Source organism: Haploplasma modicum ATCC 29102 (genome assembly GCF_000687835.1).
Taxonomy (GTDB): Bacteria; Bacillota_I; Bacilli_A; order Acholeplasmatales; family Acholeplasmataceae; genus Haploplasma; species Haploplasma modicum.
In genome coordinates this window covers 134,313-151,399 of sequence record NZ_JHYB01000003.1, presented here as the reverse complement: position 1 = coordinate 151,399, position 17,087 = coordinate 134,313, and the positions used below count along the sequence as shown (strand labels likewise).

At 26.6% G+C, this 17,087-nt stretch carries 16 protein-coding genes; 15 read left to right on the top strand and 1 reads right to left on the bottom strand.

The window, feature by feature from the left end; genetic code table 11:
• The first annotated feature begins 52 nt into the window (after positions 1 to 52).
• The 7 genes from T352_RS0103270 (at position 53) to T352_RS0103240 (ending at position 5,883) form a co-directional block, all read left to right on the top strand.
• Complete coding sequence (locus tag T352_RS0103270) at positions 53 to 2,167, top strand: DEAD/DEAH box helicase family protein (protein WP_162151158.1); 2,115 nt, start codon at positions 53 to 55, stop codon at positions 2,165 to 2,167.
• Positions 2,160 to 2,300 (top strand): hypothetical protein, encoded by a 141-nt coding sequence (locus T352_RS07100; protein WP_156951185.1) that lies wholly within the window; start codon positions 2,160 to 2,162, stop codon positions 2,298 to 2,300. Before T352_RS0103270 ends, T352_RS07100 begins: the two co-directional genes overlap by 8 nt.
• Entirely contained in the window at positions 2,290 to 4,332 is a 2,043-nt protein-coding gene (locus T352_RS0103260) for an AAA family ATPase (protein ID WP_026391749.1), read from the top strand. Before T352_RS07100 ends, T352_RS0103260 begins: the two co-directional genes overlap by 11 nt.
• 154 nt (positions 4,333 to 4,486) lie before the next feature.
• The gene (locus T352_RS0103255) at positions 4,487 to 4,870 is read left to right on the top strand and encodes a hypothetical protein (RefSeq protein WP_162151157.1); all 384 of its coding nucleotides are present in this window, start codon (positions 4,487 to 4,489) and stop codon (positions 4,868 to 4,870) included.
• Positions 4,871 to 4,872: 2 nt separating this feature from the next.
• Entirely contained in the window at positions 4,873 to 5,346 is a 474-nt protein-coding gene (locus T352_RS0103250; RefSeq protein ID WP_162151156.1) for a DUF7226 domain-containing protein, read from the top strand.
• A gap of 4 nt (positions 5,347 to 5,350) precedes the next feature.
• Positions 5,351 to 5,605 carry a PC4/YdbC family ssDNA-binding protein gene (locus tag T352_RS0103245; protein WP_026391746.1) on the top strand — a complete coding sequence of 85 codons (255 nt, stop codon included), beginning with the start codon at positions 5,351 to 5,353 and terminating at the stop codon, positions 5,603 to 5,605.
• Complete coding sequence (locus T352_RS0103240) at positions 5,605 to 5,883, top strand: hypothetical protein (protein ID WP_162151155.1); 279 nt, start codon at positions 5,605 to 5,607, stop codon at positions 5,881 to 5,883. The genes T352_RS0103245 and T352_RS0103240 overlap by 1 nt, the downstream gene beginning before the upstream one ends.
• Positions 5,884 to 6,156: 273 nt before the next feature.
• Here the strand turns inward: T352_RS0103240 and T352_RS0103235 are convergent, their stop codons facing one another.
• Positions 6,157 to 7,680, bottom strand: a complete 1,524-nt coding sequence (locus T352_RS0103235; protein ID WP_051615799.1) for an IS3 family transposase — start codon at positions 7,678 to 7,680, stop codon at positions 6,157 to 6,159.
• Positions 7,681 to 7,982: 302 nt separating this feature from the next.
• Here T352_RS0103235 and T352_RS07255 point away from each other — a divergent pair, with 302 nt between their 5' ends.
• The 8 genes from T352_RS07255 (at position 7,983) to T352_RS0103190 (ending at position 17,029) form a co-directional block, all read left to right on the top strand.
• A complete protein-coding gene (locus T352_RS07255) occupies positions 7,983 to 10,388 on the top strand; it encodes a topoisomerase DNA-binding C4 zinc finger domain-containing protein (RefSeq protein ID WP_026391743.1) in 2,406 nt (801 codons plus the stop codon).
• Positions 10,389 to 10,628: 240 nt separating this feature from the next.
• The gene (locus T352_RS06865) at positions 10,629 to 11,558 is read left to right on the top strand and encodes a substrate-binding domain-containing protein (protein ID WP_051615798.1); all 930 of its coding nucleotides are present in this window, start codon (positions 10,629 to 10,631) and stop codon (positions 11,556 to 11,558) included.
• A gap of 13 nt (positions 11,559 to 11,571) precedes the next feature.
• A complete protein-coding gene (gene pstC, locus T352_RS0103215; RefSeq protein WP_035345078.1) occupies positions 11,572 to 12,492 on the top strand; it encodes a phosphate ABC transporter permease subunit PstC in 921 nt (306 codons plus the stop codon).
• Positions 12,482 to 13,723: a phosphate ABC transporter permease PstA gene (pstA, locus tag T352_RS06360; RefSeq protein ID WP_162151154.1), complete on the top strand. Its 1,242-nt coding sequence runs from the start codon at positions 12,482 to 12,484 to the stop codon at positions 13,721 to 13,723. Before pstC ends, pstA begins: the two co-directional genes overlap by 11 nt.
• A gap of 8 nt (positions 13,724 to 13,731) precedes the next feature.
• Complete coding sequence (gene pstB, locus T352_RS0103205; protein ID WP_026391741.1) at positions 13,732 to 14,484, top strand: phosphate ABC transporter ATP-binding protein PstB; 753 nt, start codon at positions 13,732 to 13,734, stop codon at positions 14,482 to 14,484.
• A 9-nt stretch (positions 14,485 to 14,493) separates the two neighbouring features.
• Positions 14,494 to 15,159: a phosphate signaling complex protein PhoU gene (gene phoU / locus T352_RS0103200; protein ID WP_035345075.1), complete on the top strand. Its 666-nt coding sequence runs from the start codon at positions 14,494 to 14,496 to the stop codon at positions 15,157 to 15,159.
• Positions 15,160 to 15,167: 8 nt separating this feature from the next.
• Complete coding sequence (locus tag T352_RS0103195; protein WP_162151153.1) at positions 15,168 to 15,818, top strand: response regulator transcription factor; 651 nt, start codon at positions 15,168 to 15,170, stop codon at positions 15,816 to 15,818.
• Positions 15,815 to 17,029: a sensor histidine kinase gene (locus tag T352_RS0103190; RefSeq protein WP_026391738.1), complete on the top strand. Its 1,215-nt coding sequence runs from the start codon at positions 15,815 to 15,817 to the stop codon at positions 17,027 to 17,029. The genes T352_RS0103195 and T352_RS0103190 overlap by 4 nt, the downstream gene beginning before the upstream one ends.
• The last annotated feature ends 58 nt before the right edge of the window (positions 17,030 to 17,087 follow it).

Genomic DNA, 17,087 nt, shown 5'->3' with positions numbered 1-17,087 from the left:
ATGCATAAAAGAAATAGTTTAAATGTATAAAATTAAAATAGGAAGTGATAAAATGTCATTTAAAGATTTAGAAATAACAATAAAATATAGTTCTATAAATAATGACATTATTAATGATTTTTATGTACCAACTTTAAATAAATCAAAGAAGTATGATCGGGCAGTAGGATACTTTTCGTCTGCTGCTCTTTTAGGTTACATACAAGGTTTAAGAAAGTTTGTATTAAATGATGGAGTTATGAGACTTATTATTTCACCTGTTTTAACAATTGAAGATTTAAATGCTGTTATTGAATCAAGAGAAAACTTAACTAAAATAACCGAGAATATGTTTGAGAATTTTTTAATAGATGAGGGAAGTATAAAATCATCACAAATACTATTTTATCTTTTGAAAAAAGGTGTTTTAGAAATTAAAATTGCTGAACCAGTTAATGAAAAAGGAATATTTCACGATAAAATAGGAATTTTCTATGACAATAATGGTAATAAAATATCAATGATAGGTTCAAACAACGAGACTTTGTCTGCATTAAAGTTGAATACAGAATCATTTATGATATTCAAAAGCTGGGATAAATTGGGGAATATGTATGTTGAGGAAAACATTAAAGATTTTGAGAATTATTGGGAAAACAAAATGAATAATGTTAAATTCACAAATATAAATGAAATACTACCTGCTGATTTTTTAAATAAATTTAAAACAAATGACAGTATTGACGAGTTGTTTGATAGTATACTTGATGAAGATAAAATTCCTAATAGATTTAAGCCGAGAGATTATCAGATAGAAGCTGCAGAAAGATGGCTTATTGATAAAAGAGGTATATTGGAAATGGCAACAGGAACAGGAAAAACTAAAACAGCAATATACATAAATAATATTTTAAGAACTTCCTGTAACAAATTATTTACTATAGTTGTTTTACCTGATATTACATTGTTAAATCAATGGGGAAACGAAATGAAGGATGAGTATTCAAAAATACTAAAATGTTATTCAAAAAATCCTGGATGGGAAATTCAACTTAAAGATGAAATTGGTTTATATAAATATAGTGAAAAGCAACAATCTCTTGTATTAGTAACAATACAAAGTTTCTATTCTGACAAATTTAGACGACAATTGGATAAACTTAAAGGTGATTATTTTTTGATTGCTGATGAAATGCATCGATTTGGAACATATAACAAAGTAAGAAGCTTACCAAATCCAAATATGATTCTTGGCTTGAGTGCTACACCAGAAGTTTATGGAAATAAAGAGCTTACAAGAGTACTTTATGATTTTTTTGGTGGAGTAATATTTAAATATGACTTAGAGAAAGCTATAAAAAATAGATACTTAGTAAATTATAGTTATCATCCGATAATCGTAGATTTAACAGATTCAGAAGTGGAAAGTTATAAGGAAATCACGCACAAAATTGTTAAAATGATAGGTTCAGATGAGGATGTTGAATTTTCAAACGACCCTATTATTAGTTCTTTATTGTTTAAAAGAGCCCGAGTAATTTATGGTGCTATGAATAAACTAGTTATCTTGGACAATATTATTGATGAAATAGAAAAAAAAGGGAATCTTGTAATATATAGTGGGATTACGTCAGAAAAAGAAGTCGAAATAAATCAAACACTTAAAAATGATGATTTAAGATACCAAGACAAACAAGAAGATGAAATTTTTATGAAACAAATAGACAGTGTAGGTAAAATATTATCCAAAAGGAATATTAGGTTTTCCAGATATACAAGTAAAGAATCTGAAGAGGAAAGAATTTCATCAATTAAAGCATTTAAGGACAAGACTTACTCTACCCTTTTAGCAATAAGGTGTCTAGATGAAGGTGTAGATATACCATCAATTGAAAGAGCGATAATAATGGCTAGTTCTACAAATCCAAGAGAATTTATACAAAGAAGGGGTAGAATTCTAAGAAAGCATTATGATGAAAACGGGAAAGCAAAAGAAAAGGCGGAAATATATGATTTTATCGTTCTTCAAGAAAACGATAATAACACAGATTTTACTAGCCTTAACAGGAAAGAATTACAAAGATTTTATGAATTTTCCCAGCTGGCGGAAAATAAAGATGAGTTAAATTACAAGTTAGAAAGATTTGAAAAATTATACTTAAGAGAAGGGGTAAAAGTATATGACTGATAAAAATATAGAAAAATTAATGGATGAACTTTTAAATGAGGTAGAAGAGATTCTTTATGCAACAGACAAAATAAGTAAATCAACTAAAACAGAAAAGATTATTAAGATTTTGGAGGATAAGTATGATTTTTAGAAAAATTAAGCTAAAAAATTTTAGACAATATAAAAATGAAGTAACCATAGATTTTGCAGTACCAGATAATAATAATTCTCAAAACATAACATTAGTAATGGCAGACAATGGTGTTGGGAAAACCACATTATTGCAATCTATTAGATACTGTTTTTTTGGTTCTTCAGCAAATTATTTAAATCTTCCAGAGCCAGACAATCTTTTAAACAACTCGTTACAAAAAGATTTAAAAGAGGTTGAGGAAGCACAAATGTTTGTAGAAGTAGAGTTTTATCACGAAGGAAACACCTTTATAGCAAGAAGAGAAGAAGTTTTTCAGAAACTTAATGGTAAAATAAATAGTTTTAAAGAAGAAAGATTTATTTTGAGAATTTCGGATGAAATTGCTGGATATAGAGATATTGACACTTCTAAGGCATTAGATAAGATGCATAGTATTCTTCCCCCAGGTTTATCCTATATATTTATGTTTGATGGTGAGAGAATGGAGAGAAACATTACAGATAGGGCTTTTAAGTCGGATTTAAAAGAGTCAATACTTGGAATTCTAGATATAAAAAAATATGATGAATTAATTGATTTGTTAGGTACAAAAGGGAAGTCATCTACAGTAATCGGAAAACTATATGGACGGAGACAGGGGGCTACTGATCAAGATAATAAAATTATTAACGAAAATAAACAGCTTGAAATAGCAAAACAAAATTTAATAAGTAAAATTTCTGAGATTGACGATCAAATATCTGTACAAAAGAAAATTATAGATAGCAGCCGTGTCATGCAATCAAAAATTGAGGAAATAAAAAAATTGAATGATCGATTAAAAAACCTTGAAAAAGATTATGATGAAAAAAAAGAACGAATAGATGAATTGTCTGAGGATTATATTTCGAAAAGTTTATCAGTTTATATTAATAAAATACTTAATTCAGTATATACATCATATAATGATTTTGCAAACAAAGATTTTGAAAGCAAGGTTAGGTATAGAAACCTTCATATAGATACAATTGAAGATATATTGTCTAGTGGGATTTGTCTTTGTGGAGAAGAAATTTCGGTTAATCATTTGAAACGTCATAAAATCGAGTCTTTGAAAAGTAGTGCACTTCCATTTGAAACAGCTCATAATTTAAGTGAAATACAACAAATGTTTAATAGAGCTAAAGAATTTAATGATATGTTTGTTAAACAAAGTGATATGCACAATAAAATAAGTGGAGAAAAATATGAGCTTGAACAAATAAATGGTGAGATTAAAAATCTTGAAATTAATATTAAAAGACTTGAAACAGAACATAACATAAATTACTCAAGTGAAATTGATAAAGCTAGCGATAAAATGATGGATCTTAGAGAATCTAGAGGAGAACAAAAAAGGGTTTTAGACTCGGTTGAAGACAAACTTAGAAAGCAAGATAGGAAACTTTTGGAAATTAATCAAAATAACATTCAAAATAAAAAAATTATGAGGGTAATTGAGGTTCTAGAAAAGGTGATTGAAATCACAGAAAAAACTAGAGATGAAAAAAACAAACAGGCGTGTGAAACTTTAGGTAAACATTTTCAAGAAACACTTTCAAAGGTAATGCAAGGTAAATATCGAACCGAAATAGATGAGTTCTATAACATTAAAATATTTGATATTAATGAAAATGATGTAACTAGTGTTTTATCAACTGGTCAAAATGTGGTTGTATCAATATCTTTAATATCAGCATTGATTGAAACCGCAAAAGAATTATCAAATGATATTGATAAGGATTCGAAATATGGAATAATAATGGACGCCGCATTATCAAACTTAGACTCAACTCATATAAATAGACTATCAAAACATAGCTTAAACAATATGGAGCAATTAATATTCTTGTCTTTTAAAAAGCAATTAAAGAATGAGTTGATTGCATCAATAGGTGACAATGTTGGGAAAGCGTATGAATTATATTTAAATGAGGAAGGATCGGTTGATTATAACGAAATTGAATTAGTAAATTTATCAACATATATAAACGAAAGTGGTGAATTATAGAATGTCAAGAATTAATAATGTACAAGATTTTAGATTGAAATACAACTCTAAAAAATATAAAGAAATTGAGAAACGATTTGAACAAGATAATAAATTTCACTCTTTACATTTTCTTTTATCTCTTTTAGGAGTGATTAATAAAAAGAGAGTCACATTGGAAGTCAATAAAGCTGCAGATGACACAGAGTATTCAAGAGAATTCTCGCTAAGAACTACTTATGATAAGTATCGAACAGAGATGGATTCTTACTATGCTTTAATTACTATACTAGATAATTTAGATAAGCAATATGATGAGGTTATTCCTGAGATGGCGTTTGAAGTTACGTCCACTAATGATAAAAAGTTTTATGAACTAACAAATATAATCACTTTCTATGAATATATGCTCGGAGGAATTGATATTTTATATGATATTATGTTCGTTTATGACGATAAGAATGTTAATGTTGCCGATGCAATTCAGGAGGTTTTGGAAAGTTCTTTAAGTCCGAATGAGAAGATGAATGATATATTAATTGAGGAGATTTTAGATTGAAGATGGCCAAAATATCAGTAATTTTGAACATTAAGAAACCGCAAGAATATAAGTTCCCACAAGCGAATAATATATATTATATTATTAAAAAACTTGATGAAATGACATATAAAAGATTCCAAAGTGCATTATTTAAGGTCGAAACTGAACTATCAAAAAGGCAACAAGATTATTATAAAGATGCCATGATTTTTCTTGGATTAATTGAAGATGGCAAAACAACTGAATTAGCAAAGTTTGTTATGAGTTTCCCTTTGAAAAATATTTTTATTATTTTTGTTAAATTGATTTTAGAAAACCACATATTCTACATGTATTATAAAAATAGAAATTTAGAATTTGTTGAAACAGAAATTCAAAACATATATAAACTTTCAAAAGTTACTGCTAAAAGGAGAGGCAGTACAGTTAAAAGTTGGATTAAGTGGTGTGACAATATAATAAAAGAGCAAGGAATAAGTTTTGAGGTGAATTGAAATTATGCATGAAAATAAAAGCCCCATATTTGAAAACGAATTAATGATTGTTAAAAAAATTTATGTTGACATAGGTACCGGCAATATAATCAAAAGAGTATCAAAAGTGATTTGGAAATCTGTAGGTGATACCCCGTACTTTGATATTAGAACGTATAATAAAAAGAAAAATGAATATTACAAAGGAATTAGTTTTAAAATAGACGAAATAGATGATGTTAAAAATGCAATAAAAATGATTTTAGAGGAGAAAGATTAATGAACATAGATGATGTGATTTTAGAGTCTATAATAAAACCATTAGAAGAAAATGATTATTACATAATAACAAAAGAATATTGTAGAATTGGGAATAAAAACATTGTTAAAAGAATTAGTAAGCTTATTTGGAAAAATTCACCAATCAAAGAAGAGGTTATTGATTTTAGAAAGTATAATATTAAAAGAAATAGGATGATGAATGGAATTTCAGTTGAAAAAAATGAAGTATATAAAATACTTGAAGCTATATTTCAATTTCAAGAAGAGACCACATGATAAATATTCATGTTTTTAATAATTTAGACATCTAAACTTAGTAAATATATAAAGTCTTATTTAACATAAAAGTTAAGTGAGATTTTTTTATTATGTAGAACAGATATTATTAATATTATTCTATAATTAATTTACTATTACCGATAATAGGTGTTAACGGACATGCAAGTAGTATAACTATATATCAGTAGAGTATTTTAATAATAAAACACACTATTATAAATGTTTAAATAAGAGTACACAATAGGAGGTGCGGACTATTTATTGGACTTTCTATTTGTAATATAAACTCCTATATTCATTTGGAGTAAGTCCGTTTAAACTTCTTTTTCCTCTAGAATTATTATACCAAGTTAAATATTTATTAAGAAGTATAATAAAATTATTAATACTTACGTTAGTCCAATCTCTTCCATAGAAAAATTCATTTTTTATTCTACCAAAAAAACCTTCACATGCAGAATTATCAGGTGAACAACCTTTCTTTGACATTGATCTTATAAGTCCGTTGTTCTTGGTAATATTAATCCACTCGGGCCATCTATAATGACAACCCCTGTCATTATGGATTATTGGTTTTTCATTTTTATTTAGTTTTTTAATTCCATTTAATAACATTTTATTTGCTAGATTAGCATTTGGTGTGGTACCAGTAGTCCAACTTACAACATAGCCTTCATAACAATCAATAATTGGTGATAAATAGACTTTACCAGCTGGTATATGAAATTCAGTTATATCTGTTAACCATTTTTTATTAGGTCTATCAGATTTAAAATCTCGTTTGAGTAGATTATCAACTGCAGGAGATATCTCTCCAAGATAGGACATATATTTTTTCTTTTTATGATTAACAACTATTATATTTTCTTCTTTCATCAAACGTCTTATAATTTTTTCAGAAACTTTTAAACTTGTTTTTTTAAAATAATCATACAATCTTCTATATCCAAAAGCTTGATAGTTTGAGTTGAAAACATTATGAAGCTCTTTTCTTAGTTGTTCATAGGGATCTTTCTTATCCCTATTGTTATAATGATAGAAGTATGTGCTTTTTGCACAATGGAGTACTTTTAATAACACATTAAGCTGATAATTATCTTTTAGGGCATAAGCAATATCAGCTTTTTCTTTATTAGTTAAATTACTAATGCTTACGCCCTTTTCTTTTTTTAATATTTCTTGTGCTTTGATTAAAATATCATATTCTAACTGCAAATCATTATATTTCTTCTGTAAAGTATTTATTTTATCCTCTAAAATATTTTCAGTAGTATTACTTTCACCTTTTATTTTATTCATAATTGCACCTGCATTTGTTAGTAGTTTGTTTCTCCAATTATATAAAGTAGTAGCAGAAATATTCAAATAACTACTTGCTCTATGTAAAGGTACATCATTTAAAATGATATCTTTTGTTATCTCTTTTACTAAAGTATTGTTATATTTTACTACAGGTTTATTAGCTAAACAATGACTAGGTTTATTTTTATCATATTCTGAAATCCATTTTGATAATGTTGCTCTAGATGGAAAACCAAAATATCTAACTGTTTTAGAAATGTTTTCACCGATTTCATAGTAATATTCTAATACTTTTGATTTTGTTTCTTTGGAAAATCGTACTCTAGTTGTTTTCTTGTTTACAAAATAACCCTTCTCTAAATAATACAAATACCACTTTTTCAATGTTTTTGTTGAAGGATACCCTAACATTATTATTGTTTTTGTATATTGAAAGTCAAGTTTTACCAATAAATTGATTGCTATATTTTTCTGCTCAGAGTTAAATATCATCTTAAAAGCTCCTTTATTAAGTCCAACTTTTTGTCCTCACCTCCATTTGTCCATTCTTAACTTGACATTTATAGAAGCAATAGATTGAAAATAAAATTATCAAATGTAATTATTGATTTATAGATATACTTAATGTAAAAATGTTATAATTAAATTATAAATTACAACATTTTTAAAATTTAGGGGGATAATATAATGAAAAGAAAATATTTGGATTATGTTTTGACAATAAAAACACCAGAAAATTTAATAAAAAAGATTAAAAATATTACTACTAATAATATTTTATTTTGGTTATAAATATGAACTATTATGATTTTTTAAACAAAGAAATGTTTAATTTTAATGATAGGATAGTAATGAGTCCAGCAAATAATGCAAACTTATTATTTAACTTATTATTTTATTCAATAAATTTAAGATACTCGTATAATTATTTTTATGATTTTGAGCATCAAATCATATTTGATGAATGTGATCAAGATTTAAATAAATTTGTAAAAATTTTTAAAATTATGAAATTAAGAAAAATCACATATTTAGAGTATGTTAAATTACTAATTTTTGAAGTTTTTGAAATTGAAATTAATGTTATTGATTTTAAAAAATTTAACGAACAAATTAAAAATATATTTAATGAGTTCAGGGAAAAAGGATATCTTACTTATACAACAGGTTTTTTTGAACCTTACGGTAAAGAAAATATTTTTATATTTTCTCTTATTAATGGGTTAATGGACTTAATAAGAACAGAAAATAGAAACAAAAAAGAAAAAAGAAAAATTCAAACAAAATTATTAGAATTATACTATTTAAAATTTGATTTTAATTTAATTCATTTTCCTAGTGAAGAAGAACTAGGATATTATAAGAAAAACATTATATATCATTTTAAAATAATTTCACGATTTCTACTAAATGAAAATAATTATAATAACGAACAAGTAAAAAAACTTATTGAGTTTTTAGACAGTTTCTTTTCAAATAATAGTTATTTTTTATATGATTTAAATGTATCCTATTATGATTTTTATAAAATATATTTTCAGGCAGTTTTATTACTATCATTTGATTTTGATAAAGTCGATAATTTCTATCTAACATCAAAAATTTATGCTATTACGCCTAAATTTATTAATATCTTTGATAGTATATTTCCAAAGAATAAACTTAATAAATTTAGACTATCTAATCTTAAATATCTTGAAAATATTAAATTAGCTGATTTAAAGGAAACAATAGATATTGATCAAGAAGAATCAAACTATATTATAAAAAACCCATATGAATATTACTATAAAAATATTACTATATCAGAAATTGATGAACTAAATACACTAGAAAAAGATCAAATGAACATAAAAAAAAATATAAATGAGTATTTTAAACATGAAGATTTCGATTTATTTAATAGTAATAATAATGAGCTAATATCTACAGCTATTAGGGATCAAAATTTAATTAATGATAAAAAAATTAAAATTTATGAGAAACTTTATAATAAAATTGAATCATTAGAAAAAAATATTGATCTGAAAAAGGAAGAACAGCAAAAATTATTTGATCTTTACAACTTTATTAGTAGGATCAAGAGAGATTTAAAATACGATGTGGAAGAAACATTTAATTTACAACTTACGGAAACAATTGAAAAAGTTATCGGTGAAGCAAATCCTGATGTTCTAGACCTCATTCTTTTTGGAGATTTGAAATTAAAATTAAGAAATTATCCTAATGAATTTTCAAAATTAAGTAAAATAATAGATTTAGGTAATAAGTCAGAAAAAAAATTAGATTTATATAGAAAAGATTTTGATAATACATCTTTTGAAACCGAAGAAATATGTGATGAGTGCGGTAAACCTCTTGCTATAAGAAAAGGAATATCTAGTTTTTTTTATGGATGTACTGATTTTCCTAAATGCAGATTTACTAGGGAGGTAGAAAAAATTGAATTTTTAGAAAAGAGAATTTATGAAAAAAACAAAGCTTTACGAGCCTTGGATAAATTAAAAATATTAGTTGGTGAGAAGTATGGTGATAAAAAAACAAATGAAGAAACATTAAATGAAGAAAAAATAAATGCTATATCATCGTTCGATTTTTCTAATACTAAAATAGATATTATTAATTATTTATATTTTGAGATTTCATCAAGTACTTTTTATTCAAATTTTAAAAAACTATCAAGAGTAGAAATAGAAGATAGAATGGAAAAATTAAAAACTAATAAATTATATGATTGGACTTATACATTAGGTCTTTCAAAATATTTATTAGATTATTATGAAATTAATCAAGAAAATCTTTTTAAAGATAAAACCTCGATTGATTGGACATTTATTTATGTATTGCTAACTAAATCATTAGAAAACCTAATTGCAAACCTAATTGAATATAAGACTAGTTTGAATAATGATAGCAATACATTGATGATAAAAAAAAATAATCAGTTTAAATCGATAAATCTTAAAGTTGATAGATGGAGAGAAGGTTTAACTATTAATGATTTTAGATATATACTTGAAAGAAATTTTAATACTAATAATGTACACTATAATGATTTATCAAATAGAATAAAGGTATTATTACAGGATGATAGAAATAAATATCTTCATCACAATAGTTTGATAGGATTTAACAACTTAAAGAATATTTATTTTGTTAAGATTTTTGAACTTATTTATTATGTTTTAACAGAAGTATAATGTTTAAGTATAAATCTTATCTACAAATAATTAAATTGAGTATCAAATATATTGTCATAAATTTTCTGGCTCAAACATTTTTTGGTTTATTATTGAGACGAAAGATTCACATAAAAACCAATTTGCTTTTACTACATCAAATTTTTTACATAAACTTTACATTACCTTTACTTTTAATGGTTATTGTAGAGTTTTTTATTTCCTATAATATAAGTGAATTAAAAAAATGGAGGAAATAAAATGAAGAAGATATTATTTGTAATATTTAGTATATCAGTATTAACTTTAGCAGGATGTAAACAAAAAGAAGTTGATTATACTAAGGCAGAAAAGGAAGAATTAATAGTAAAGGCATTTGTTAGTTTTATGGAAACAAGTGAAGGAAAGGCTACTATTCAAGGAAAAGGTGGAATTGTTTTAGTTACTGCAACTGATAAGTCATGGGATGAAGTTAAAGAAAATCATCCAGTTACTAAATTAGATAATAGTGATATCACAATTAAGTTTGGGGGATCAACATCTGTTGAATCAGTAGCAAAAGCTCTATCTGTTCAATTTTCACCACTTGCAGGTAACTTTATTGCAAGTCATGAACATACAGGAAGTGGTGATGCAGTAAAAAGAACTGTTGGTACTGAAAGTGAAAGTGCTAATAAAATTCATATTGGGTTTGCATCAAGAGATTTTTCAGATGATGAAAACAAACTTATCGGAAACAAAATAAGTGGTAGATTAGCATATGATGCAGTTGTTGCGATTGCAAATTTAAACAACTTAATAAATGATGTATCGAAAGAGACTCTAACAAACATTTATAATGGAACAATTACAAACTTTAATCAAATTAGTGGTGATAACTTAGATATTAAAGTATATACAAGAGATACAACATCAGGAACTAGAGAAGCATTCTTTAGTGGAATTGGTTTTAAAAAAGCAGAAAAAGATAATGCAGTATTAGTAGATGGTTTTATGGAAGTAGAATCTAATGGGGCAATGTTAACTAATGTTAAAAATGATTTAAATGGATTAGGCTATGCTTCACTTTCATCAATTGAAAATAGTGGAGTAAAGGGATTGAGTTTTGAAGGAGTTATTGCTTCAACAGAAAACGTATTAAACAATACATATCAGTTAAAAAGACCATTTATGTTTGTTACAAGATATTAAATAGAGGTTTATAATGAAAGATAAAAAAATTGATGCCAAAAAAATAAATCATAAAATAATTTATGCTTTACTACTAATAGCAACCATTACTTCAGCATCGGTAATTATCCTAATTATTTTCCAAATTGCGGAACGAGGAATTCGTCCGCTTTTTAGCACTTATTTAGTAGATGGTATTAGCGTTAAAATAAATGTTTTTGAGTTTTTATTTGGACTTAAATATGGGGGAAGGTTTTTTTACGGGATTGGTTATTTAATTATTAATACAATTTTTAACGTATTTTTAAGTATCATAATAGCAACGCCAATTGGAATTTTAACAGCTATATTTATTGTTAAGTTATCACCTAAAGGATTATCTCATGTTTTTCAAATAATTGTAGAAATGCTAGCAGCTGTTCCAAGTATTGTAATAGGGATGTTTGGCCAAGGCTTTATTGCAAGCATTCTTAGGAAAATTACCCCGATTACTGGTAACTTATCGCTACTTAATACAATATTAGTACTAAGTATTATGATTCTTCCGACTATTACAATGATGAGTGTAACAGCCCTAAAAGGAGTTCCTAAAAATATAGAAGAGGGCTCTTTAGCACTAGGAGCAACCGAGATTCAAACAACCTTCAACGTTACGTTAAAAGCTGCTAAAAGTGGAATATTTGCAGGAATTATTCTAGCAGTTGGTAGAGCACTTGGTGAGGCTACTGCAGTTAGTTTAGTATCTGGTGCTTCTGGAAGTGGTCCTAACTTTGATTTTTTCAAAACTACTAACATGCTAGCTTCTAGAATCTTAATTGGCTTTAAGGAAGTCTCTGAAGGTTCACTTGATTTTGAAATTAGATTTACAATGGGGCTTGTTCTTATTATTGTTATATTATTTTTTAATATCGTACTAAATAAAATAAAAAATAAGGTGGCAAACTATGAAATCTAATCAAAGAAAAAAAGACTTAGTAATTAAAATAATTACCTATTTGTCATCATTAGTTTCAGTATTAATACTTGGTTCAATCTTAGTGTTTGTTTTGGTAAAAGGACTACCATTACTAAGTATAGATATCATACTAGGTGATAATAGTAATACAGCAAGTGTTTCTATGAGAATTGATCCAGTTGATAGAACTAATAACTTTACGTATGAGACAAAAGAAAATGAGTATTTTTCTAAAAGGTACGGAGTCTCTTTCATTGATACATATAGCTTAGAGGGAAATAAAACTATTACCATAAACTATGTTGATGAAAACTCACCCTTTACAAAAGCAATCGGTAAGGGAAATAATAGTGGTGAAATATTTAGACTAAAAAGTGGTGATGTATTATCTGATGTAGGACTACTCTTATTCGGTGATGATTTAATTGATAATCCAAATGCTACAAACATTATTTTTGATATAAGAGAAGGCGCAAGCGTACTTGTTGAGAGACTAGAAGAGACTTATTATATTGCTAATATTACACCGATGATTTTAGGTGGAGGAATAAGAGGTTCAATTATAACAACTCTATACCTAATTGTATTAACACTTTTAATCGGTCTTCCAATTGGAATAGGAAGTGCCTTATACTTACATGAACTTGCTCCTAAAAATAAGATTACCAATCTTCTTAGAAGTTTTATTGATATGTTAACAGGAGTTCCAAGTATAATTTTTGGTCTAATGGGAGCAGCATTTTTTATTCCCCTAACGGTTAAATTATCTGGGGGAAGAATAAGTGGTGGTAATTTAATATCAGGAGCCTTAACTCTCTCAGTCATTATTTTACCGGTAATTATAAGAGCAACAGAAGCAGCCCTAGATTTAGTTCCTAAGGATTATAAGCTTGCATCACTTGCTCTTGGAGCAAACGAGACGCAAACAACGTTTAAGGTAATGTTACCTAATGCAATTCCAGGAATTCTATCAGCAGCCCTTCTTGGAATAGGACGAATCATGGGAGAGTCAGCTGCATTAATATATGCAATTGGGTCAGTAGTAAAAGATGATATTAGTATCTTTGGTAATGGGACATCACTTTCTGTTCATATTTGGTCAGCAATGAGTGGTGAGAGACCAAACTTTGCCCTTGCTAGCACAATATCAATTATTTTATTAGTAATAGTTTTAACCCTTAACTTAATAGTTAAATATATTACTTACAGTCTAAAGAAAAAATATAAGTGAGGAAATACATGAATACATTTGAAATTGATAATCTAGATTTATATTATGGCGATAAAAAAGCCTTAAAAAATATAAAAATAGCGATTAAAGAAAAAGAAATAACAGCATTTATTGGACCATCTGGTTGTGGTAAATCAACCCTTCTTAGAACATTAAACCGAATGAATGATTTAATAACTGGCACTAAGATTGATGGATTAGTTACGTATTACGGAGATAATATTTATAAAAACAAATACGATATTATAGAACTTAGATCAAAGGTTGGAATGGTATTTCAAAAACCTAATCCATTTCCAATGAGCATTTATGATAATATCGCTTATGGACCAAGAGCACATGGGATTAAAGATAAAAACATTTTAGATGAAATTGTATCATCATCGCTAAAACAAGCAGCACTTTATGATGAAGTTAAAGATGATTTAAAAAAATCAGCATTATCATTATCGGGTGGCCAACAACAAAGACTTTGTATCGCAAGAACGCTAGCATTAAAGCCTGAAGTTATTTTAATGGATGAACCAACAAGTGCACTAGATCCAATTGCGACATTAAAAATCGAGGAGTTAATTTTAGAACTAAAAAAAGACTATACAATAATTATTGTAACGCATAGTATGCAACAAGCAGCAAGAGTATCAGATAAGACAGCTTTTTTTTACATGGGTGAGTTAATTGAGTTTGGCGAAACAGAAAAAATGTTTACAAATCCAACTAATAAACAAACCTTAGATTATATAACGGGTAAATTTGGATAGGAGGAATTTATGAAAATACTTAGACCATCAATGGTAAAAGCCATTGAAGAATTAAAAAATGAAGTAGTAAAAATGGCGGATTTAGTTTTAAATAATATTAGTGAGTCCTTTAAAGCTTTTAAGACTAATAATCTACCTCTAGCATATGAATTAGTAAATCTTGATATTGAAGTAGATCGATTAGAAGAAGATATTTCTAAAAAAGCTTTAAGATTTATTTGGAAGGAACAACCATATGCAAGTGATCTTAGAATGGTAACAGGAATCTTAAAACTAATTACTGATTTAGAGCGAATCGGCGATCACGCAAGAGATATTGCAGAACAAACCTTACATATTGGTAATATTAAAAATGAGAGAATATTAACAAATACAACCTTAATGAGTGAATCAGCCTATCAAATGGTTCTAAATGCTATTAATGCTTTTGTCAAACAAGATTTAGCTATGGCAAAACAAGTAATAACTGATGATGATATTGTTGATAATCAGTTTAATCAAATAATGAAAAGTATTACAGAACAAATAAAAAATGATACAATAGAACCAGAGTATGCAGTATCGGTAATTATGGTTGCAAAGTATATGGAACGTATTGCTGATCATGCTGTAAACTTGGCAGAGTGGACTAAGTTCATAATTACAGGTGAACATAAAACAACACCACTTTTTTAGGAGGGTTTATGTTAATATATTTTTTAGAAGATGATGAGCAAATTGCATATATCATCGAAAAAACAATTACTCATGCAGGATACCTACAAAAAGGATTTGATCTTGCTAAAGACTTTTTAAAAGCACTAGAAAAACAAACCCCTGATTTAGTAATATTAGATATAATGCTACCGGATATGTCAGGATTTGAAGTAATAAAAAAAATTAGAGAGTTTTATAAAGATTTACCAATCATTATGCTATCAGCCTTAAACAGTGAAATGGATAAAGTTAAAGCTCTTGATATGGGTGCAGATGATTATATTACTAAACCATTTGGTATTTTAGAATTAACTTCAAGAATTAATGCAAAACTTAGAAGTGTTGGTTCAAAAGAAATATATGTTAAAGGAAACTTAGAACTAAATAGGGAAATCTATAAATGTTATATTAATAAATTAGAAATTAATCTAACAACTAAAGAATTTGAAATTCTTGCTTTATTACTTAAAAATGAAGGTAAGGTTGTTACTAAAGAAACCTTGTTTAACGAAATTTGGCAGATGGATAATTCCGTTGAAACAAGAACCTTAGATGTCCATATGAAGTCTTTAAGAGCTAAAATTAAAGATGCTAATTTCGAAATTGAAACAATTAGAGGCGTTGGATTTAGTTTATGAAAAAGTTATTATTAATTATTAATTTTTTAGTATTAATTTTATCTTTAATTATATACGCCTTCACTGATTTAGTTGATCTTACTATGTTATTAGTTTTATTTATTTTGGGCTTAGAGTTAATCTTTTTTCTTATATATAAATACTATGGTAATATTTTTAATGAAAAAAATGAGTTAGAAAAAAATGAGTTTGAAAAACAAATAAGGCTAATAAAAAATGAACTAGATAAGAAGAATAATCAGTTAAATCTAATTAGTAACTTTACCGGTCAAGGTTTAATACTAATCTATAAAAATGGTAATCTAGGATATTTAAATGAGCTTGCTATTACTTTTTTAGATTTAGTAATAAATGAAGACTTAACTTATTACTCAAAGATTAGAGATATTAAAATTAAAGAACAAATTGAAAAAACTTTTAAAGAACAAAAAATGATTAAAAATGAATACATGATTAATCATAAACACTTAGAAGTAAAAACATTTCCTTATGTTTTAGATGAAGATGAACATGTTTTAATTTTAATCGATAATTTAACAGAAAAAATTCAACTCCAACATATGAAAAGAGATTTCTTTAGTTTTGCTGGCCATGAACTTAAAACTCCAATTACCGTTTTAAAAGGGTATGCAGAATTAATTAATTCAGAAATCGTCAACGAAGATGAAGCGAAAAAACTAAGTGGTAAAATGATTGAACTAACAGATTATATGACACTCTTCGTTGATGATATGTTAATGTTAAGTAGACTTGAAGTTTTCTTTGATGAACCCCTTGAAGATGTTTATGTCAAAACTATTATTTTAGATGTAATTGATAATCTTTATGACTTATTAACAAGCAAAAATATTAAAATTAATTTAACTGGTGATGATTATTTAATTAAAGCTGATAAAAGAGATATATATAAACTATTTAGAAATTTAATTGAAAATGCCATTAAATATAATAAGGAAAATGGCTTAATTTCAATAAACATTAGTAAACATATTAATAAAACAAAGATTGAAATAAAGGATACAGGAAAAGGAATTCCTTATACAGAAATTGATAGAATCTTTGAAAGGTTTTACCGTATTAATGAAACTAGAAAAACGCCTGGAACCGGACTTGGTTTAGCAATCGTTAAACATATTGTAAATAAATATTCAGGAACGATTCAAGTCGAATCAAAGGAAGATTTATATAGTATTTTCACCGTAATTATCTAATAATAAAGGAATAATAGTTCCTTTATTTTTTTATTAAAGCCTTAATATGATAAAATAA

What these genes read in the sequence shown, in the direction of transcription:
- T352_RS0103270 (WP_162151158.1), top strand. Translation starts at nt 53, where the DNA reads ATGTCATTTAAAGATTTAGAAATAACAATAAAATATAGTTCTATAAAT.
- T352_RS07100 (WP_156951185.1), top strand. Translation starts at nt 2,160, where the DNA reads ATGACTGATAAAAATATAGAAAAATTAATGGATGAACTTTTAAATGAG.
- T352_RS0103260 (WP_026391749.1), top strand. Translation starts at nt 2,290, where the DNA reads ATGATTTTTAGAAAAATTAAGCTAAAAAATTTTAGACAATATAAAAAT.
- T352_RS0103250 (WP_162151156.1), top strand. Translation starts at nt 4,873, where the DNA reads ATGGCCAAAATATCAGTAATTTTGAACATTAAGAAACCGCAAGAATAT.
- T352_RS0103245 (WP_026391746.1), top strand. Translation starts at nt 5,351, where the DNA reads ATGCATGAAAATAAAAGCCCCATATTTGAAAACGAATTAATGATTGTT.
- T352_RS0103240 (WP_162151155.1), top strand. Translation starts at nt 5,605, where the DNA reads ATGAACATAGATGATGTGATTTTAGAGTCTATAATAAAACCATTAGAA.
- T352_RS0103235 (WP_051615799.1), bottom strand. Translation starts at nt 7,680, where the DNA reads ATGATATTTAACTCTGAGCAGAAAAATATAGCAATCAATTTATTGGTA.
- T352_RS07255 (WP_026391743.1), top strand. Translation starts at nt 7,983, where the DNA reads ATGAACTATTATGATTTTTTAAACAAAGAAATGTTTAATTTTAATGAT.
- T352_RS06865 (WP_051615798.1), top strand. Translation starts at nt 10,629, where the DNA reads ATGAAGAAGATATTATTTGTAATATTTAGTATATCAGTATTAACTTTA.
- pstC (WP_035345078.1), top strand. Translation starts at nt 11,572, where the DNA reads ATGAAAGATAAAAAAATTGATGCCAAAAAAATAAATCATAAAATAATT.
- pstA (WP_162151154.1), top strand. Translation starts at nt 12,482, where the DNA reads ATGAAATCTAATCAAAGAAAAAAAGACTTAGTAATTAAAATAATTACC.
- pstB (WP_026391741.1), top strand. Translation starts at nt 13,732, where the DNA reads ATGAATACATTTGAAATTGATAATCTAGATTTATATTATGGCGATAAA.
- phoU (WP_035345075.1), top strand. Translation starts at nt 14,494, where the DNA reads ATGAAAATACTTAGACCATCAATGGTAAAAGCCATTGAAGAATTAAAA.
- T352_RS0103195 (WP_162151153.1), top strand. Translation starts at nt 15,168, where the DNA reads ATGTTAATATATTTTTTAGAAGATGATGAGCAAATTGCATATATCATC.
- T352_RS0103190 (WP_026391738.1), top strand. Translation starts at nt 15,815, where the DNA reads ATGAAAAAGTTATTATTAATTATTAATTTTTTAGTATTAATTTTATCT.